Below are 17,912 nucleotides of genomic sequence, written 5' to 3' on the forward strand. Positions count from 1 at the left end.
GTCAAAAGCTTACTGCTGCAGTAATCTTCACGACGTTTAACAACATCATAAAAGGATTTCAACCATGTTTAAACGTGCGTTTTATTCCCTGATCGCCCTGGGTCTGGCTGCGCCTGCTCTGGCCAAGGTCGAGGCCGTCGATGGCTATGTGCGTCTGCTGCCACCCGGATCTCCCAATACCGCCGCCTTTCTGGTGCTCAAAAATGACGCTGACAAGCCGGTGAAGCTGGTCGCCGCCACTTCGTCCGAGGTGGGCCGAGCCGAGCTGCATACCCATCTGCACGAGAACGGGGTCATGAAGATGCGTCAGGTCGAGAGCATAGAGGTGCCAGCAAAAGGGGAAGTGGCACTCAAACCCGGCAGCTTTCACATCATGCTGTTCGAGGTGCGCGAGCTGTTTCAGGGCACGCCCTTCCCGTTGACCCTGACCATGGATGACGGCCAGAAGCTGGAATTGAGCCTGCCAGTGAAGCCGATTGAACCCATGGCAGGCATGCAGCACTGACATTAATGGACGTGTGTTCAGTTTTTTACACTGTGTATTCCCGTCGCACTGGGTAAAATGATGGCCTTTCCAGTCCATAAGAGAGTGACATGATGAAGAAGACCTTGATTGCCGGTTGTGTGCTGGCCCTGTTCAGCCAGGCTGCCATGGCTGCTGATGACTGGCGTATTGCTGCCGGTATCGATGTATGGAACGCGCAGGGCAGCGGCCAGATCAACGGTGTCGGGGCCAACGGCAGCTATGACGAGAACTACAACTGGAGCGGCTACCTGCAACTGGAGCACGGCATCATTCTGCTGCCCAACGCCAAGTTCGAGATGTCCGATTTCGGTACCAGCGGCGGCGCCCTCAACAACGATCTGATGGCCTATGACCTGAGCCTCTACTATCGCCTGTTCAACAACGACCTGTTCCAGATCGACCTGGGTCTGACCGGTCGTCGTTACGATGGCGATTTCAACACCCAGCACTACTCCTATGACAAGGATGTGTTGATGGCTTACACGGGTGCCGAAGTGCGCATCCCAGGTACCGGCTTTGCCGCCTTCGGCGATGCCCGTGTGCAGGATGCCGACAACTATGACTACCGTCTGGGTGGCTCCTACAAGTTTGCTTCTGCTCCCCTTAAGGTACAGGCCGGTTGGCGTGAGGCGAGCATGGACTTCGATCGCGTTGATCAGCGGATTGATGGCTGGTTCATGGGCTGCGAATTCACTTTCTAATCTGGCCGTCAGCTGACGACGAGGAGCGATAATGGGCCACATCATAGTGACAGGTGCAGGTTCCGGTCTCGGCCGGGCGCTGACCATCGGGCTGGTTGAGCGGGGCCATCAGGTATCCATGATGGGGCGCCGTTATCAGCGACTGCAGGAGCAGGAGCAGGAGCAACGGCTCGGCAGCGCGGTGATCGGCATCGTCGCCGATCTGGCGCACCATGAAGAGGTCGACGTCGCCTTCGCCGCTGCGGTGGAGTGGGGCGGCCTGCCCGACATGGTGATCCACTGTGCCGGGGTCGGCGAGTTTGGCCCGGTTGGTGTCTACACCGCCGAGCAGATCCGTAGGGTGGTGGAGAGCAATCTCATCTCCACCATTTTGGTGGCACAACAGACGGTGCGGCTCATCGGCGAGAAAGGCGGGGTGCTGGCCAATGTGCTCTCCTCCGCCGCTCAGGTGGGCAAGGCCAATGAGAGCCTCTATTGCGCCTCAAAATGGGGGATGCGCGGCTTTCTGGAGTCGTTGCGCACCGAGCTGAAAGGCTCGCCGCTGCGGCTGGTCAACCTCTACCCGAGCGGGGTCCGCAGCGAATTTTGGGACAACTCGGATCACGTGGATCCCAGTGGTTTCATGACCCCGGAAGATGCAGCGGCCTATATGCTCGATGCGCTGGAGGCGAGAAGCAGCTGCCACGTGACTGACCTCTTTATCGGTCGCAATCCCTGAGGTGATGCCCGTCATTCGGTTGCGGTTGTCAGAGAAAGCAGAAACAAAAAGCGCGCCAAATGGCGCGCTTTTTTATGGCGGCAAGGGGGGGATTAACGGCCCAGCTTGGCCTTGAGCATGGCGATAATCTCGCCAATGGCCACTTCCTGCTTCTCGCCGGAGCGGCGGCACTTGTACTCCACCACGCCGTTGTCCAGACCACGATCGCCGATGACGATGGCGTGCGGCACACCCAGCAGCTCCATGTCGGCGAACATCACGCCCGGGCGCTCTTTACGGTCGTCGAACAGCACATCGACACCGGCGGCTTTCAGCTCGGCGTAGAACTGCTGTGCCTGCTCGGCCACGCGCTCGGACTTGTGCATGTTCATCGGCACTATGGCCACTTCGAACGGAGCGATGGCGTCCGGCCAGATGATGCCGTACTGGTCGTTGTTCTGCTCGATGGCGGCGGCCACCAGACGGGAAACCCCGATACCGTAGCAACCCATCTCCATGGTGACGGACTTGCCGCCTTCGTTCAGCACGCTCGCCTTCATGGCTTCGGAGTACTTGGTACCCAGCTGGAATATGTGGCCCACTTCGATACCGCGTTTGAGCAGCAGCTTGCCCTGGCCGCATGGGCTCGGGTCGCCTTCCACCACGTTGCGCAGGTCGGCAACCTCATAGGTAGCGATGTCGCGATCCCAGTTGGCACCGGTCAGGTGGAAGCCGGTCTCGTTGGCGCCGCAGACGAAGTCCGCCAGATGGGCGGCGCTGCGATCGGCAATAACACGACCATTGAAGCCGACCGGACCGATGGAGCCCGCATCGCAACCGGCGGCAGCTTTAATCTGCTCATCGTTGGCGAAGGTCAGCGGGTTGGCGACACCAGAGAGCTTCTCGGCCTTGAGCTCGTTCAGCTCGTGGTCGCCACGCAGTACCAGCGCGATGACCGCCTGCTTGCCGTGCTCATCTTCCTCTGCCAGTACCAGCAGGGTCTTGGCAATGGTGGTTGGCGCCACGCTCAGGAAGGCGGCGACTTCGTCTATGGTGTGAACGGCCGGGGTAGCGACCTTGGTCAGGGCTGCGGTGGCGGCAGCGCGCTCACCAGCGGGTGCCAGCGCTTCGGCCATCTCGATGTTGGCGGCGTAATCTGATGTATCGGAGAAGGCGATCAAGTCTTCACCGCTCTCGGCCAGCACCTGGAATTCGTGGGAACCGGTACCACCGATGGAGCCGGTATCGGCCTGCACCGGACGGAAGTTCAGACCCATGCGGGTGAACGCCTTGCAGTAGGCGGCGTGCATCTTCTCGTAGGTATCGACCAGGGATTCCTTGTCGATATGGAAGGAGTAGGCATCCTTCATCAGGAATTCACGGCCACGCATCACGCCGAAACGGGGGCGCACTTCGTCGCGGAACTTGGTCTGGATCTGGTAGAGGTTGAGCGGCAACTGCTTGTAGCTGTTCACTTCGTAGCGAACCAGCGAGGTGATCACCTCTTCGTGGGTCGGGCCCAGCACGAAGGGGCGGTTGTGGCGGTCGGTCAGACGGCACAGCTCGGGACCGTAGTCATCCCAGCGGCCGGACTCTTGCCACAGCTCGGCGGGTTGTACCACCGGCATAGAGACTTCGATGGCACCAGCATTGTTCATCTCTTCGCGAACAATGTTCTCGATCTTTTTCAGTACCCGCAGGCCGGACGGCAGCCAGGCATACATGCCGGAGGCCAGTTTACGGATCATGCCAGCGCGCAGCATCAGCTGATGGCTGACGACTTCGGCGTCGGACGGGGTTTCCTTGAGAGTGGAAAGCAGATATTGGCTGGTACGCATCGCTCGTGACCTTAGATAAGACGGGCCGCGGGGCCCTGGATAAATTCAAGAGCGGAATTTTAACAGGGAGGGCCCTGCGGCCCAAGGGCTAAATTTAGCGCAGCGGGAGAAAGCGGGGGCCGTGCCCCCGCCCGTGTCAGACCCTAAATTGCGACAGCAGTCGCTGTTGCAGCAGGCTGGCCTGATGCAGGGAGGAGGCGAGTTGCAGGCACTCCTGCGCCTCCTGCTCACCTGTCTGGGCTTGCAGGCTGATGCCGGAGACCTTGCCCGAGGTATTGCTCAGGGTGTGGGAGAGCTGACCAGTGGCATCTGCCACCTGCTGGACCATGTCAGCCAGATGGTCGATGGCCTCTTCCACCTTGAACAGGATCTGCTTGGTGTTGTCAGAATCCTGCATGCCCGACTTCACGGTTTTCAGGTTGCGTTGCATCATCAGGTAGGCTTTCTCGGTCTGCTGTTGAATGCTGTTGATCACCTCGGTGATCTCGGCACTGGAGGAAGCGGTACGGTTGGCCAGAGTGCGCACCTCGTCGGCTACCACGGCAAAGCCCCGGCCCATCTCGCCGGCCCGGGCCGCCTCGATGGCGGCGTTGAGCGCCAGCAGGTTGGTCTGCTCCGAGATGCTGCTGATGGTGGAGATGATCTGGCCAATCTGGCTCGCCTGTTCTTTGAGGGCGTTGATGGCGTTGGCGCACTCGCCCACCTCCACCACGACACGTTGCATACCGTTGCTGGCAGAGGTGACGTATTGACTGCTCTCGGCGGTGAGCTGGCGTACCTCATTGGCGTTTTGCGCCGCCACTCTGCAATTATCCGAAATGGAGGTGGCGACCTGCACCATCTGCTCGCTGTCGTGGTGCAGCGCCTGAGCATGCTCGGCGGTCTGGCGGCTGCTCTGGCTGATGGCCTCGACCCGGTTGACCGAGGTGTGCACGTGGTCGCTGATGTGCTGGTTGTTGTCCATGGTGGAGCTGATCATCTTCTGCAGCTTCTCGATGAAGCGGTCCACACTGCCTGCCAGCGAGCCTATCTCATCGTCTCGCTTGAGATTGATCCGCGCGTTGAGATCACCCTCGCCAGCAGCTATGTCTTGCATCCGCTGATTGACTTGCAACAGGGGCCTGACTATGGCGCGAACCAGCCAGAAACCGCAAAGGGCGACGATCAGCAGGCTCAGGACCATACCCCCCAGGATAAGGGTCCTGGTATGGCCGATGATGGTATTGAGCTGATTTACTTGATCCTCGACCGTGGCATCCCCCTTGGCCTCGACCTCGATCAGCACCTGCTTGAGCTGTTCGGCACTGCTCTCGTATTGCACCAGCTGGCGCTGGTAATCGCTCAGGGCTGCAATCCACTGGCTCATCAGCTGCTGATTGTCGGCCTGCAGAGCCCGGTATTGCACCGCTAGCGACTGGCCGGCAAATTCCCCCTCGCCGGGGATATCGAACAGCCCTGTGGCCAGCATGCCGTCAACCGCCCCCTGATAGAAGCTGGTCGCCTCCTTCAACTCGGCCTGGATGGCAGGGGTCGGGCCTTCGCTTTGCATCTTCTCCAGCGCATAGAGCTGGCGCAGGAAGCCGATGTTGGCCTCCATGCCGCCGTCGGCCGCATGCCAGCGCGTGGCGAGACCACCATTCCAGCTGATGGCCTGATCCGGCGCCTGAGTGAGACTCTCGACTGCGCCATCGCCGACCACTTCCAGCTGGGTGGAGAGGCGGGACATGCGCTCCGAGCTGGCACGCAGCGCCTTGTCGACGCTGGTATAGGTGCTATAGAGCGTCAGCAGCTTGTCCTGCTGTTGTTGATAATCCTGCTGGCGCTGGTTCATGGTGCTGATCGCCGTCTCATCAATGAGCCTGCCTTCACCCACCCGGCGCAGGGCATCTGTGGCGGCCTCTCTGGCTCGTTGCAGCTCGGGCTCGTCGAGCGGCATGCCTCTGAGCATTTTCTGGATATAAAGGGACTGGTTGCCCAGATCTATGGATCCCTCCATGGCGCCATCGGCAGTCTGCCAGGCGGCGCCCAATACATAGGAGAGCAGATCAGCCAGCCGTTGGCTGCCATACCAGCCGATTGCTCCCATGCCCAGTGTGCAACCGAGCAGGATAGTCAGCCCCAGATTTGATGTAGTGACAATTTTCATGATGCAAGACCTTCCTTGGTTCCGAACAAACCCAATTGAGTGTTCCATCAATGGCCAAGATTCGCCATTCCCGGTGGAAAATAAAGTTACTGCCCAGATCCGATCCAAGCATGGCTCCGAAAGCGTCAGAATACCGAGAATCCTCTGTCATCCATCGCTGCCCTATGCTGGATACTTATCCAGTTATTCTTTATGCTATGACCCAATTTACAGATAGATGGTTTGGCGAGGAGAGAGTCGTGATTGGTCGCTTGAGAGGCGTAGTCATTGAGAAACAACCCCCCGAGGTGCTGCTGGAAGTCGGGGGCGTGGGCTATGAGGTACAGATGCCCATGAGCTGCTTCTATGATCTGCCCGAGATCGGCAAGGAAGCGACCATTCACATCCACTTTGTGGTGCGTGAAGATGCCCAGCTGCTGTATGGCTTCAATCACAAGCAGGAGCGGGCGTTGTTTCGCGAGCTGATCAAGACCAACGGCGTCGGCCCCAAGCTGGCGTTGGCTATCCTCTCCGGCATGACAGCCACCCAGTTCGTGCTGAGTGTCGAGCGCGAGGAGATAAGCTCGCTGGTCAAATTGCCTGGTGTGGGCAAGAAGACTGCCGAGCGGCTGGTGGTGGAGATGAAGGACAGGCTCAAGGGCTGGGTTAGCCACGATCTCTTCTCGCCGGCCGAGATCAGCCTGCCAGCCAAGGAGAGCCAGCTGCGGGCGCCCGATGCGAGCGAAGAGGCTGCCAGCGCGCTGGTGGCTCTGGGCTACAAGCCGCAGCAGGCCAGCCAGATCGTCAGCAAGATAGCCATCGATGGGATGTCGGTTGAGGATATCATCCGTGAATCCCTGCGTAGTCTGGTGTGAGGTAGGCAATGATTGAAGCGGACCGTCTCATCTCTGCCACTGGTGTGCGTGAGGATGAGGTCATTGATCGGGCCATACGGCCAAAGATGCTGGCCGATTATACCGGTCAGGATCCCGTCTGCGAGCAGATGGAGATCTTCATTGAGGCGGCGCGCCAGCGTGGTGAGGCACTTGATCACCTGCTGATCTTCGGCCCGCCAGGTCTGGGCAAGACCACGCTCGCGAACATCGTCGCCAACGAGATGGGGGTCAACATCAAGACCACCTCGGGCCCAGTGCTGGAAAAAGCCGGCGATCTGGCGGCGCTGCTAACCAACCTAGAACCAAACGACGTTTTGTTTATCGATGAAATTCACCGGCTGAGCCCGGTGGTGGAGGAGGTGCTCTATCCGGCGATGGAAGATTACCAGCTCGACATCATGATAGGGGAAGGCCCTGCCGCCCGCTCCATCAAGCTCGATTTGCCTCCCTTTACCCTGATCGGTGCCACGACCCGGGCCGGCTCCCTGACCAGCCCGCTGCGGGATCGTTTCGGCATAGTGCAGCGGCTGGAGTTCTATAACGTCAAGGATCTGACCGATATCGTTTCTCGCAGCGCCCGTTGCCTGGGGCTGGAGATGACCAATGACGGCGCCCTGGAATTGGCTCGACGCTCTCGCGGTACTCCGCGAATTGCCAACCGTCTGTTGCGTCGCGTGCGCGACTTTGCCCAGGTTAAGTCTGATGGCCGGATTGACGGACCCATAGCGGCCCGAGCCATGGATATGTTGGACGTGGACAATGAAGGCTTCGACTTTATGGACCGCAAGCTATTGTTGGCTCTCATAGACAAGTTTATGGGGGGCCCTGTGGGGCTCGATAACCTGGCGGCGGCTATCGGTGAAGAAAAAGATACCATCGAGGATGTGCTGGAGCCTTATTTGATCCAGCAGGGTTACCTGCAACGTACACCTAGAGGGCGGATGGCGACACCAAGAGCTTATGCACATTTTGGCCTGCAACGGCCAGATGAAAGGTGAAAATAGCTGTTTGAACAAAAAACCGCCATCAAGGGCGGTTTTTTGTTATCTGGGCATAAAAAAGCCCACGGCACAGGCGGTGGGCAAAGACAATTCAGGATGGATGTTCACAGACAGTGAGTGCGTCTGGACGCAGACCGGAAGAAACAGAGGAGCCGTCGCGAGGCCTCAGAGTCGATTCATTTGATAGAGCTGAACGAACGAAAGCTTGTAGTAACGGATGGTTGTAGCAACAAACTTTTTCATCTTACATTCCAATAGACAGGTTCGAAATGAGCGTCGTATACGTACCAAAAACCCAGATTGACCGGCCTGTACCCAAGGTATGCCCTCACTGCGAGACACATTGTAGGAGGTATATCGGACTCGGACAAACAAGAAAAATTACCAAGTATGGATTAGATTAACTAATCAAGTGCTGGAGTGTTTTGCTTGCATAAACATATTGATTTACTGAATTTTAATTGGGTTTGGCGGCGAGTATCCAAGAGTAGATAAACATTATGAAAATCTGCTTGAGTGCTGTTTTTTAACAGAAGCTTCACTTATTGAAGTTGATATTAAATTTGATTTAAATCAATGATTTGCGATTTGGTGTTTTTTGTGACGCAGCTCTCCAAATTAAATGAAGCGTGACGTAAAAGTTCCTTTGAAAGGCATGTATTGATGATGGTTTTACATTGATTTCAATCAAATAAAGGTGATATAAAACACCGGTCATTGTGAGCGGGAATAAAGCAAGCCTGATTGTTTTGCAATTGTTAATCATTAGCTTTTTTTGTTCCTGTTTATTGCCTTGTTGTTAATGTGGGTGGCGATCGAAGCCGGTCTTCAGTGCAAACTGGAGCGTGACCGATAATTCGGGGACTTCCAACGGAAGCTTTGTCCTTATACTTAAAATAGCCGTGCCAATAATCGGTGAGGAAACATCATGATTGCTGAGCATGTGGTAGACCTATCGCGGTTCCAGTTCGCTGCGACGGCCCTTTATCACTTTTTGTTTGTACCCCTGACGCTGGGATTGGCCTTTATCCTGGCGATCATGGAATCTGTCTATGTGATGACCAACAACACCATCTACCGGGATATGACCAAATTCTGGGGTAAGTTGTTTGGTATCAACTTTGCCTTGGGGGTAACCACAGGCCTGGCCATGGAGTTCCAGTTCGGGACTAACTGGGCTTATTACTCCCATTATGTCGGCGATATCTTCGGGGCCCCGCTGGCTATCGAAGGGCTGATGGCCTTCTTCCTGGAGTCCACCTTCGTCGGTATGTTCTTCTTTGGCTGGGATCGTCTGAGCAAGCATCAGCATCTGGCTGCAACCTGGTTGATGGCGCTGGGGACCAACCTCTCCGCTCTCTGGATCCTGGTTGCCAACGGCTGGATGCAGAACCCGGTCGGTGCCGAGTTCAACTTCGAATCCATGCGGATGGAGATGGTGAGCTTCGCCGACGTGGTGTTCAACCCGGTCGCTCAGGTCAAGTTTGTCCACACGGTCGCGGCGGGCTATACCACGGGCGCCATGTTTGTGCTGGGTATCTCTTCCTACTACCTGCTCAAGAATCGTGATGTGGCGTTTGCCCGTCGCTCCTTTGCCATTGCAGCCGCCTTTGGCATGGCTTCCATCGTGTCAGTGGTGATCCTGGGTGACGAATCCGGTTACCAGACCGGTGAAGTACAGAGGGTGAAACTGGCTGCTATCGAAGCTGAGTGGGATACTGAGCCGGCTCCGGCCGCATTTACCCTGTTCGGTATTCCGAATCAGGAAAAGATGCGTACCGACTTCGCCATCAAGATCCCTTTTGCGCTGGGTATTATTGCTACTCGTTCGCTGGATGGTCAGGTAACGGGTCTGAGAGATCTGAAGAACGAGCATGAGTTGCGTATACGCAATGGTATGACTGCTTACGATCTGTTGACCAAGCTGCAATCAGGTGACAAGTCTGAAGACACCCGCGCTCGCTTCGATGAAGTGAAGCAGGATCTGGGCTACGGTCTGCTGCTCAAGCTCCACACCAGTAATGTGATCGATGCGACTGACGAACAGATCCAGGCCGCCGTGGATGACTCCATCCCACGGGTGCTGCCGCTGTTCTTCGCTTTCCGCATCATGGTTGCCTGCGGCATGGTGCTGCTGGTGTTGATCGGTCTGGCCTTCTATGACAGTGCCCGTCACCGTATCGGTGAGCGCAAGTGGCTGCTCAAAGCCCTGTTGTGGGGCATACCTTTACCTTGGATCGCCAGCGAGGCGGGCTGGTTTGTCGCCGAGTATGGTCGTCAACCGTGGACCATTGCTGAGGTACTGCCAACGTCCCTCTCCGTATCCAACGTGTCTGCGTCCGAGATCTGGTTCTCCCTGATCGGGATCTTCCTGTTCTATACCGTACTTCTGGTTATCGAGATGTACTTGATGTTCAAGTATGCCCGTCTTGGCCCCAGCAGCCTGAAGACTGGCAAGTATCACTTTGAACAACTCAAGGCATAAGGAGAGCGACCATGTTTGATTACGAAACACTGCGTGTCATCTGGTGGGCTCTGGTCGGCGTGTTGCTGATTGGTTTCGCCATCACCGATGGCTTCGACATGGGGGTAGGCGCACTGCTCCCCTTCGTCGGCAAGAAGGATGTGGAGCGTCGCGTGATGCTCAACACCATGGGCCCGCACTGGGAAGGCAATCAGGTTTGGCTGGTCACTGCCGGTGCTGCCTTGTTCGCGGCATGGCCAATGGTGTATGCCGCGACCTTCTCCGGCTTCTACATCGCCATGATGCTGACCCTGATGGCGTTGTTCTTGCGTCCGGTTGGCTTGAAGTACCGTTCTCTGCGTGCTGATGCCAGATGGCGCGACAACTGGGATCGGGCCTTATTCGTCGGTAGCGCCGTGCCGCCTATCATCTTTGGTGTGGCATTTGGCAATCTGCTGCAAGGGGTTCCGTTCGAGTTTAATCAGTTCATGATGTTGACCTATCATGGCAACTTCTTTGGCCTGCTTAATCCGTTTGGCATTCTGGCCGGTCTGGTGAGCTTGTTCATGTTGCTTACCCAGGGCGCTACCTGGTTGATGATGAAGACCGACGGTGAAGTGCTGGCCCGCTCCCGCACCGCTGCCATGATCTGCTCCCTGCTGACTCTGGTCCTGTTTGGTCTGGCCGGTTTCTGGGTAAGTGGCATGGAGGGCTATGTGGTGGTCAAGGCTGCTGCAACCGATGCCGTTTCCAATCCCATGAACAAGGAAGTGGTGCGTGAGGCTGGTGCCTGGATGAACAACTACACCCTTTACCCCTGGATGATAGTCGCGCCAGTACTGGGTCTCTCCATGAGCCTGTTGACGGCATTGTTTGCCAAGCTGAATAAAGGCTGGGTAGCATTTACCAGTTCATCGCTGGCGGTTACCGGTGTGATCCTGACCGCAGGTTTCTCCATGTTCCCGTTCGTGATGCCCTCCAGTCTTGAGCCCTCACTGAGCCTGACCATGTGGGATGCCACTGCATCGTTCAACACCTTGCAAGTGATGACCGTAGTGGCAGCTATCTTGGTACCGATTGTGCTGGCCTATACCATCTGGACTTACATCAAGATGTTTGGTCGGGTGACCAGCAAGCACATCGAAGACAACCAACAATCGCTCTACTAAGAAGGAGTCCTGATATGTGGTATTTCACCTGGTTCCTGGGTCTGCTGCTGGCTTGTGCGTTTGGCATCATCAATGCGCTCTGGCTGGAACACACCGAGAACATGGATCGTCAGATCGATGAACACAAGTGATCGACTCGCCCGGTTGGCCGCTCCGCTAGAGCGCCAACCCTGGCAGGGGTTGATGCTGGTAGCGGCAGCCCTGTTGGCGGTCGCCATTTTACAGGCCCCTGACTTGGTCGCTGCCAACACCAGTGAACACGGCCTCTGGCTTGCTCCCTGGCTGATGTGGGCGGTCTGTTGCGGCGTGATGCACGGGCTGGGATTTCATCCCCACAGCCTCATAGGCCGCGTACTGTTTTGCCCCTGGCTCGCCTGGCCCAGTTTGTTATATGGGCTCTGGTTGACTCAAGGCTATTTCCTTTCATAAAAAACGGGGGGAGGCAGGATTTCCCTGCCTCCCCCTGCTTCTTTCCTATTCAGCCCTGCGCTATGATAGCCCCCCATCTGACTGCCGAATGGATCACAGATTGCTATGGGTGAAGTCTCTGAGTTTCCGGTGCGTGTCTACTACGAAGACACCGATGCCGGAGGCATCGTCTACAACGCCAATTATCTCAAGTTTATGGAACGTGCTCGCACCGAGTTTCTGCGCGCCGGTGGCATCGAACAGGATGTTCTGCTGCGTGACGGACACGCGTTTGTGGTGAGTCGAACAGAGATCGATTTCCGCTCGGCGGCCCGTTTTAATGAGCTTTTGACTGTGTTAACGCAAGTGACTGAAGTGAAACGTGCATCCCTGCGCTTCTCACAACGGATACTGGCGGCTGATGGACGACTGATCACCCAGGCCATGGTACAGATAGCCTGTGTCAGTCATCCGCATATGAAACCTGTTGCAATACCTGAAAATGTGAAGGGAGTGCTGTTAAGTGCACGCTGAAATTTCGTTTATTGGCCTGTTTTGGCAAGCCAGCCTGTTGGTAAAACTGGTCATGATGACCCTGATGGGGATGTCGGTTGTCTCTTGGGCGCTGATCTTCCAACGCTCCAAGGTCATCAAGGCGGCCAATATCGCATCGGAGCAGTTTGAGGATAGATTCTGGTCCGGGGTCGACCTTAACCGTCTCTATCAGGAGTCCTCTTCTCGCCGCGATGACATCGAAGGCATGGAGGACATCTTCTACTCCGGCTTCAAGGAGTATGCTCGCCTGCTCAAGGCTGGCGCTCGTGGTCAGGATGCGGTGATGGATGGTACCTACCGTGCTATGCGGGTATCTCTTTCCCGCGCGGTGGACGAGTTGGAGTCCAACTTGCCAGTGCTGGCGACCGTCGGCTCCATCAGCCCTTACATAGGTCTGTTTGGTACCGTATGGGGCATCATGAACGCCTTTATCGCCTTGGGTCAGGTGCAGCAGGCTACCCTGCAGATGGTGGCCCCGGGTATCGCAGAGGCGCTGATCGCCACCGCCATGGGCCTGTTCGCGGCCATTCCTGCGGTTATTTTCTATAACCGGTTTACCAACAAAGTAGAGAAGCTGGAGAACGCCTACGCCAACTTCATGGACGAGTTCACCACCATACTGAACCGTCAAATTGCACAGCAGCAGGGTGATCAGTAATGCAAACCTATCAGCGGATCCGGCGCAAGAAGGTGTGCGAGATCAACGTGGTTCCCTATATCGACGTCATGCTGGTGCTGCTTATCATCTTCATGGCGGTGACGCCTGTGATCACGCAAGGGGTCAAGGTTGACCTGCCGCAGGCGGAATCCGAGCAGTTGCCGGAAGATGCCAAGCCCCCCTTCATCGTCAGCGTCAATACCGAAGGCGAGTACGTCATCAAGGCCGGTGAGGCCGACGATGAGCCGGTGCCGAGCGGTACGCCCGAGGCGATGCAGCAATACATCACCGAGAAAGCCATGGGGTATCTGGCCATCAACCAGAATGCCCCTGTGGTGGTGGCCGGTGACAAGTCCGTGCGCTACGAAGAAGTGATCCTGCTGATGGTCGCCCTCAAAAATGCGGGCGTGCCTCAGGTTGGCCTGATGACAGATCCGGTGAACTGACGGAGATGGACGTGAAGCGTGGTATTTCCGGTTATCTCATCGCGTCGTTACTGCTGCACCTGATCATCGGCATCATTTTGCTGGTCGGGGTCGACTTCAGCAAACCGAAGCGGCCCGAGTCGAAGGGACAGATCGTCAATGCCGTCATGCTCGACGAGAACTTCCTCAACGAGCAGGCCAAGCAGATCCAGCAGCAGAAATCTCAGCCCAAGCCTCAGAAGGTAGAGAAAGAGAAGGACAAGGAAGACACGGATATCGCCAAGCGCGAGCTGGCCCAGCAGCAGGAGCGGCAGCGCATCGCCGAAACCAAGCGCAAGGAAGCCGAAGAGGCAACCCGCAAGGCGGAGGCCGAAAAGCAGAAGCAGGTCGCCGAGCAGAAGCAGGCGAAAGAGAAGGCCCTGAAAGCTGAGGAAGCCCGCAAGCTGGAAGAGCAGAAAACCAAGAAGGCGGAATCTGAGCGCAAGGCGGCAGAGGCTGAGAGCAAGGCGCTGGCGCTGAAGAAGAAAAAGGAACAGGAAGAGAAGCAAGAGGCCGAACAGAAGCAGGCCAAGGCGGAGGCAGCCAAGAAAGCGGAAGCCGACAAGAAGGCCAAGCAGGAGGCTGAGAAGAAAGCCAAAGCCGAGGCGGACAAAAAAGCCAAGGCAGAGGCCGAGAAACAGGCCAAGGCTGAAGCGGACAAGAAAGCCAAGGAAGAGGCCGCCAAGAAGGCAAAAGCTGACGCAGAGAAGAAGGCCAAGGCCGAGGCTGACAAGCAAGCCAAGATCGCGGCGGAGCGCAAGCGCAAGGCGGCTGAAGAGGCCAAACTGCAAAAAGATATGGAAGACATGATGCAGCAGCAGCTGTCGGCTGAGGCGAATGCCCGCAGTCAGGCTGCATCGGCGCAGGCGCAGGGCGAGGTTGATAAATATGCCGCCTTGATCAAGGCAACGGTCGAGCGTTACATGATTTTGGATCCCACCATGCGGGGTAAAACATGTACTATCGGCGTACGTCTTGCCAGCACCGGCTTTGTCATATCGGTAGATAGCGGTCAGGGTGACCCGGCGGTCTGTCGTTCCGGCAAAGCGGCGGTATTGAAGGCCAGTCAACTGCCAGTGCCCAAGGATCCTGCGGCATTCGAGAGGTTGAAGGAGTTCAACCTCAAGTTAGAACCTAGCATCTAAGCATGATAAAACGGGGTCAGGCAGCGTCTTGCTGAGAAAGGAATTTAACCTCTCATTTTTATTGGAACCGAGTATTTAAGCCATGATCAGAAAAGTATTTTTTGCTTTGGTTGGCTGTTTGTTGCTGGGCCAGAGTGCCCAGGCGGCCCTGGACATCGTCATCACCGGCGGTATAGATAGCGCACGTCCTATCGCCGTCGCCCCCTTCAAGTGGGAAGGGAACGGGCAACTGCCGCAGGACATCGCGGAAGTGGTTTCCAACGATCTGATGCGCAGTGGCAAGTTCAAACCGCTGGCTCGTAGCCAGATGCCGCAGACCCCGAGCTCCAGTGGCGAGATCAACTTCGCGCCCTGGGCGTCCCAAGGGGTTGAGGCTGTGGTGGTCGGTTCCATTGCTGCTGTGGGTGACGGTACCTACAAGGTCAACTTCGAGCTGGTCGACGTGCTGAAGGGGCAGTTGGCCAAGACCCAGGGCGGCGAGAGCAACGGTTACATCCTGGATAGCCGCATGGCGACCATTCCAGGTGCCCAGATGCGCCAGTTTGCCCACCGTATCTCTGACATCGTCTATGAGCGTCTGACGGGGGAGCGGGGTGCTTTCCTGACCCGGATCGCCTATGTCTCCATCGAGCGCGGTACTCAATTCCCATATCAGCTGCGTATTGCCGATTACGACGGTTACAACGAGAAGACACTGTTGCGTTCTCGCGAGCCGCTAATGTCGCCATCCTGGTCGCCGGACGGTAGCAAGCTGGCGTATGTGAGCTTTGAGAACCAGAGGTCTGAAATCTATGTGCAGGATATCTACACCCAGCAGCGCAGCCTGATCTCCAGTTTTCGTGGCATCAATGGGGCACCAAAGTGGTCTCCTGACGGTCGTCGATTGGCTATTGTGTTGTCCAAAGAGGGTCAGCCTGATATCTATGTCATTGATGTTGCAAGCAAGCAGCTGACAAGAGTGACAAATACCCGTGTGATCGACACTGAACCGGCCTGGATGCCGGACGGGCAAACTTTGATTTTCACCTCTGAACGTGGTGGCAAACCCCAGATTTATAGCGTAAATTTGGCGACTGGCGTCACTCGCCGGATGACCTGGGAAGGAGAATCCAACCAGGGTGCCTCTGTCACACCGGACGGCAAGTCCATGGTGATGGTGACCCGGGTTCAGGGACAATATCGCATCGCTCGTCAAGATATGGAAAGCGGAGCAATGTTGGTATTGACTCAGAGTGCTCTGGATGAGTCGCCAAGTGTGGCTCCCAATGGCAGCATGATCATCTATGCCACCATCTATCAAGGTCGTAAGAGTCTCGCGTTGGTGTCGACTGATGGTCGCTTCAAGGCTGTGCTTCCGACCAGTAGCGGTGAAATTCGTGCACCAGCTTGGTCGCCCTTCTTGAATTGATAAAAATTCGATTGTTTTTTGTTTTGTTATAAAGGTTTAAGGAAATAGCATGCAACTCAATAAACTGCTCAAGGGTTTGGCCATCGCACTGCCACTGTTCACCCTGGCCGCTTGTAGCTCCTCTTCTGATTCCGACGCAGCTGGCGCCGAGTCAGGCATGACCGACGGCATGGGCGGTGTACAAACCGGTGGCGCAAATGGCATGTTGTCCCCGGAAGAGCAGATGCGTCAGAAGTTCGAAGCACTGCAACGCGACAACGTGATCCACTTCCCGTTTGATGGTTATGACATTCAGGGTCAGTACGCTGATCTGCTGGATGCACACGCCAGCTACCTGCGTGAGCGTCCGTCCGTCAAGGTGTTGATCGAAGGCCACGCCGATGAGCGCGGTACTCCGGAATACAACATCGCGCTGGGTGAGCGTCGTGCCAAGGCTGTCGCCAAGTATCTGCAAACCCTGGGTGTGCAGGCTGAGCAGCTGTCCATCGTCAGCTATGGCGAAGAGAAGCCGCTGGATCTGTCTCATACCGAGGAAGCCTTTGCCAAAAACCGCCGTGCGGTTCTGGTTTACTAAGGTTTGATCTGAATGACATTCGTGTCTAAGCAAGCGGCCATTTCGATGGCCGTTTTATTTGCACTAAACACTAAGGTTTATTCCGAATGAAGCTCGTGTCTAAGCAAGCGACTATTGTGATGGCCGTTTTATTTGCACTGAGCGCTCAGGCGGCTGCGCCCGTGAGCGATCTCAGTGGCGGTGGTGGCGTGGCCCTTAGCGGCAACAATGGCGCCATTATGCCCACAGGCAGCCTGGAAGACAGGGTCGCCTTGCTGGAGCGCACCCTGAATGCCCGCCTGCGCCTGCAGGCCGAGTTGCAGCAACAGGTGGATTCCCTGCAAGGGGAGGTCTCCGAGCTGCGCGGCCAGCTGGAACAGCAAACCTACCAGATGGAGCAGTCGCAAGAGCGTCAGCGCCAGCTCTACCAGGAGCTCGACAAGGTGGCCAACAGTCAGCCTGCGCCCGCCCCCGCCACACCGGCGGCCGGTGCGGCCCCGGCGGCAGTGGCCAACTACTCCGCCAATCTGGATGAGAACCAGGCCTATGATACGGCCGTGAACATGGTGCTGAAGGACAAGAACTACGACAAGGCCATCCCCGCCTTTGAAGGGTTCATCAAGCAGTACCCAAGCTCGGGCTATGTACCGAATGCCCACTACTGGCTCGGCCAGCTGTTGTTCAACAAGGGTGACAGAACCGGTGCTGCGGCTCAGTTCTCTACCGTGGCGAACAAGTTCAGCAAGTCCCCCAAGCGGGCAGATGCCCTGCTGAAGCTGGGCATGCTGGCGCAGCTCGATGGCAAGAAAGCGGAAGCCAAGACCTTCTATGAGCAGGTGATCAAGGGCTATCCCAACACCTCGCCGGCCCAATTGGCCAAGCAGAGTCTGAGCAAGTTGTAGCATTGCCGTATGTCACTGTTTTCGTAACAGTCTTGTAAATACGGCCCTGCTTTGTATGCGCAGTGAACAATCAGATTTAATTTAAGAATTTTCTATTGCGCCAGGATGATAAATCCGTAATATAGGCCGCCGTCAGGGCAGGTGCAGTATTGCAGCCGGTTCTGGTCGTGGTGAGGGTCGTTAGCTCAGTCGGTAGAGCAGTTGACTTTTAATCAATTGGTCGCTGGTTCGAATCCAGCACGACCCACCATTTCTCCACTAGGTGGAGGCAGAATTCCCAGGTCGTTTAGCTCAGCTGGGAGAGCACCTCCCTTACAAGGAGGGGGTCACTGGTTCGATCCCAGTAACGACCACCAGTTTGTAAAAAAATGATTTAGATGGGTCGTTAGCTCAGTCGGTAGA

Annotated in this window: 18 protein-coding genes and 2 tRNA genes; 18 read left to right on the top strand and 2 right to left on the bottom strand. The window is 56.5% G+C overall.

What is annotated here, in order from left to right; translation table 11 throughout:
• The first annotated feature begins 64 nt into the window (after positions 1 to 64).
• The 3 genes from GWQ22_RS14270 (at position 65) to GWQ22_RS14280 (ending at position 1,945) form a co-directional block, all read left to right on the top strand.
• On the top strand, positions 65 to 505 hold the full coding sequence (locus GWQ22_RS14270) for a copper chaperone PCu(A)C (protein WP_042036148.1): 441 nt from the start codon (positions 65 to 67) through the stop codon (positions 503 to 505).
• 92 nt (positions 506 to 597) lie between these two features.
• On the top strand, positions 598 to 1,227 hold the full coding sequence (locus tag GWQ22_RS14275) for a TIGR04219 family outer membrane beta-barrel protein (RefSeq protein ID WP_042036216.1): 630 nt from the start codon (positions 598 to 600) through the stop codon (positions 1,225 to 1,227).
• A gap of 31 nt (positions 1,228 to 1,258) precedes the next feature.
• Entirely contained in the window at positions 1,259 to 1,945 is a 687-nt protein-coding gene (locus GWQ22_RS14280; RefSeq protein WP_275930706.1) for an SDR family oxidoreductase, read from the top strand.
• A 92-nt stretch (positions 1,946 to 2,037) separates the two neighbouring features.
• Here the strand turns inward: GWQ22_RS14280 and GWQ22_RS14285 are convergent, their stop codons facing one another.
• A complete protein-coding gene (locus GWQ22_RS14285) occupies positions 2,038 to 3,762 on the bottom strand; it encodes a proline--tRNA ligase (protein ID WP_275930707.1) in 1,725 nt (574 codons plus the stop codon).
• A 136-nt stretch (positions 3,763 to 3,898) separates the two neighbouring features.
• Positions 3,899 to 5,908, bottom strand: coding sequence for a methyl-accepting chemotaxis protein (locus tag GWQ22_RS14290; protein WP_275930708.1), 2,010 nt, complete (start codon positions 5,906 to 5,908; stop codon positions 3,899 to 3,901).
• A 239-nt stretch (positions 5,909 to 6,147) separates the two neighbouring features.
• Between GWQ22_RS14290 and ruvA the strand changes: the two genes are divergently transcribed.
• The 15 genes from ruvA to GWQ22_RS14365 all read left to right on the top strand — a co-directional run bounded on the left by ruvA (position 6,148) and on the right by GWQ22_RS14365 (position 17,866).
• Positions 6,148 to 6,762: a Holliday junction branch migration protein RuvA gene (gene ruvA / locus GWQ22_RS14295; protein ID WP_108536100.1), complete on the top strand. Its 615-nt coding sequence runs from the start codon at positions 6,148 to 6,150 to the stop codon at positions 6,760 to 6,762.
• 8 nt (positions 6,763 to 6,770) lie between these two features.
• Entirely contained in the window at positions 6,771 to 7,781 is a 1,011-nt protein-coding gene (gene ruvB / locus GWQ22_RS14300; protein WP_042036143.1) for a Holliday junction branch migration DNA helicase RuvB, read from the top strand.
• A gap of 931 nt (positions 7,782 to 8,712) precedes the next feature.
• Complete coding sequence (locus GWQ22_RS14305; protein ID WP_275930709.1) at positions 8,713 to 10,269, top strand: cytochrome ubiquinol oxidase subunit I; 1,557 nt, start codon at positions 8,713 to 8,715, stop codon at positions 10,267 to 10,269.
• A gap of 11 nt (positions 10,270 to 10,280) precedes the next feature.
• Positions 10,281 to 11,417 (top strand): cytochrome d ubiquinol oxidase subunit II, encoded by a 1,137-nt coding sequence (gene cydB / locus GWQ22_RS14310; protein WP_275930710.1) that lies wholly within the window; start codon positions 10,281 to 10,283, stop codon positions 11,415 to 11,417.
• 14 nt (positions 11,418 to 11,431) lie between these two features.
• Positions 11,432 to 11,548: a cytochrome bd-I oxidase subunit CydX gene (cydX, locus tag GWQ22_RS14315; protein WP_042036140.1), complete on the top strand. Its 117-nt coding sequence runs from the start codon at positions 11,432 to 11,434 to the stop codon at positions 11,546 to 11,548.
• Positions 11,535 to 11,846 carry a cyd operon YbgE family protein gene (locus GWQ22_RS14320; protein WP_042036139.1) on the top strand — a complete coding sequence of 104 codons (312 nt, stop codon included), beginning with the start codon at positions 11,535 to 11,537 and terminating at the stop codon, positions 11,844 to 11,846. The genes cydX and GWQ22_RS14320 overlap by 14 nt, the downstream gene beginning before the upstream one ends.
• A gap of 105 nt (positions 11,847 to 11,951) precedes the next feature.
• On the top strand, positions 11,952 to 12,359 hold the full coding sequence (gene ybgC, locus GWQ22_RS14325) for a tol-pal system-associated acyl-CoA thioesterase (protein WP_042036138.1): 408 nt from the start codon (positions 11,952 to 11,954) through the stop codon (positions 12,357 to 12,359).
• Positions 12,349 to 13,038, top strand: coding sequence for a protein TolQ (tolQ, locus tag GWQ22_RS14330; protein WP_042036136.1), 690 nt, complete (start codon positions 12,349 to 12,351; stop codon positions 13,036 to 13,038). The genes ybgC and tolQ overlap by 11 nt, the downstream gene beginning before the upstream one ends.
• Positions 13,038 to 13,484, top strand: a complete 447-nt coding sequence (tolR, locus tag GWQ22_RS14335) for a protein TolR (RefSeq protein WP_042036135.1) — start codon at positions 13,038 to 13,040, stop codon at positions 13,482 to 13,484. The genes tolQ and tolR overlap by 1 nt, the downstream gene beginning before the upstream one ends.
• Positions 13,485 to 13,489: 5 nt before the next feature.
• Positions 13,490 to 14,647 (top strand): cell envelope integrity protein TolA, encoded by a 1,158-nt coding sequence (gene tolA / locus GWQ22_RS14340; RefSeq protein ID WP_275930711.1) that lies wholly within the window; start codon positions 13,490 to 13,492, stop codon positions 14,645 to 14,647.
• An 82-nt stretch (positions 14,648 to 14,729) separates the two neighbouring features.
• Complete coding sequence (gene tolB, locus GWQ22_RS14345) at positions 14,730 to 16,055, top strand: Tol-Pal system beta propeller repeat protein TolB (RefSeq protein WP_042036131.1); 1,326 nt, start codon at positions 14,730 to 14,732, stop codon at positions 16,053 to 16,055.
• A 49-nt stretch (positions 16,056 to 16,104) separates the two neighbouring features.
• On the top strand, positions 16,105 to 16,629 hold the full coding sequence (pal, locus tag GWQ22_RS14350; protein ID WP_042036130.1) for a peptidoglycan-associated lipoprotein Pal: 525 nt from the start codon (positions 16,105 to 16,107) through the stop codon (positions 16,627 to 16,629).
• Between the two features lie 86 nt (positions 16,630 to 16,715).
• Complete coding sequence (ybgF, locus tag GWQ22_RS14355; RefSeq protein ID WP_275930712.1) at positions 16,716 to 17,510, top strand: tol-pal system protein YbgF; 795 nt, start codon at positions 16,716 to 16,718, stop codon at positions 17,508 to 17,510.
• 174 nt (positions 17,511 to 17,684) lie between these two features.
• Positions 17,685 to 17,760 (top strand) — tRNA-Lys (locus tag GWQ22_RS14360).
• Positions 17,761 to 17,790: 30 nt separating this feature from the next.
• Positions 17,791 to 17,866, top strand: a tRNA-Val gene (locus GWQ22_RS14365).
• Positions 17,867 to 17,912 lie beyond the last annotated feature (46 nt).

It is taken from the genome of Aeromonas sp. 1HA1, assembly GCF_029237385.1.
In the GTDB taxonomy this organism is placed as follows: Bacteria; Pseudomonadota; Gammaproteobacteria; order Enterobacterales; family Aeromonadaceae; genus Aeromonas; species Aeromonas popoffii.

Excerpts from the sequence above, each read along its gene's own strand:
- GWQ22_RS14270 (WP_042036148.1), top strand. The coding sequence starts at position 65 with ATGTTTAAACGTGCGTTTTATTCCCTGATCGCCCTGGGTCTGGCTGCG.
- GWQ22_RS14275 (WP_042036216.1), top strand. The coding sequence starts at position 598 with ATGAAGAAGACCTTGATTGCCGGTTGTGTGCTGGCCCTGTTCAGCCAG.
- GWQ22_RS14280 (WP_275930706.1), top strand. The coding sequence starts at position 1,259 with ATGGGCCACATCATAGTGACAGGTGCAGGTTCCGGTCTCGGCCGGGCG.
- GWQ22_RS14285 (WP_275930707.1), bottom strand. The coding sequence starts at position 3,762 with ATGCGTACCAGCCAATATCTGCTTTCCACTCTCAAGGAAACCCCGTCC.
- GWQ22_RS14290 (WP_275930708.1), bottom strand. The coding sequence starts at position 5,908 with ATGAAAATTGTCACTACATCAAATCTGGGGCTGACTATCCTGCTCGGT.
- ruvB (WP_042036143.1), top strand. The coding sequence starts at position 6,771 with ATGATTGAAGCGGACCGTCTCATCTCTGCCACTGGTGTGCGTGAGGAT.
- GWQ22_RS14305 (WP_275930709.1), top strand. The coding sequence starts at position 8,713 with ATGATTGCTGAGCATGTGGTAGACCTATCGCGGTTCCAGTTCGCTGCG.
- cydB (WP_275930710.1), top strand. The coding sequence starts at position 10,281 with ATGTTTGATTACGAAACACTGCGTGTCATCTGGTGGGCTCTGGTCGGC.
- cydX (WP_042036140.1), top strand. The coding sequence starts at position 11,432 with ATGTGGTATTTCACCTGGTTCCTGGGTCTGCTGCTGGCTTGTGCGTTT.
- GWQ22_RS14320 (WP_042036139.1), top strand. The coding sequence starts at position 11,535 with ATGAACACAAGTGATCGACTCGCCCGGTTGGCCGCTCCGCTAGAGCGC.
- ybgC (WP_042036138.1), top strand. The coding sequence starts at position 11,952 with ATGGGTGAAGTCTCTGAGTTTCCGGTGCGTGTCTACTACGAAGACACC.
- tolR (WP_042036135.1), top strand. The coding sequence starts at position 13,038 with ATGCAAACCTATCAGCGGATCCGGCGCAAGAAGGTGTGCGAGATCAAC.
- tolA (WP_275930711.1), top strand. The coding sequence starts at position 13,490 with ATGGACGTGAAGCGTGGTATTTCCGGTTATCTCATCGCGTCGTTACTG.
- tolB (WP_042036131.1), top strand. The coding sequence starts at position 14,730 with ATGATCAGAAAAGTATTTTTTGCTTTGGTTGGCTGTTTGTTGCTGGGC.
- pal (WP_042036130.1), top strand. The coding sequence starts at position 16,105 with ATGCAACTCAATAAACTGCTCAAGGGTTTGGCCATCGCACTGCCACTG.
- ybgF (WP_275930712.1), top strand. The coding sequence starts at position 16,716 with ATGAAGCTCGTGTCTAAGCAAGCGACTATTGTGATGGCCGTTTTATTT.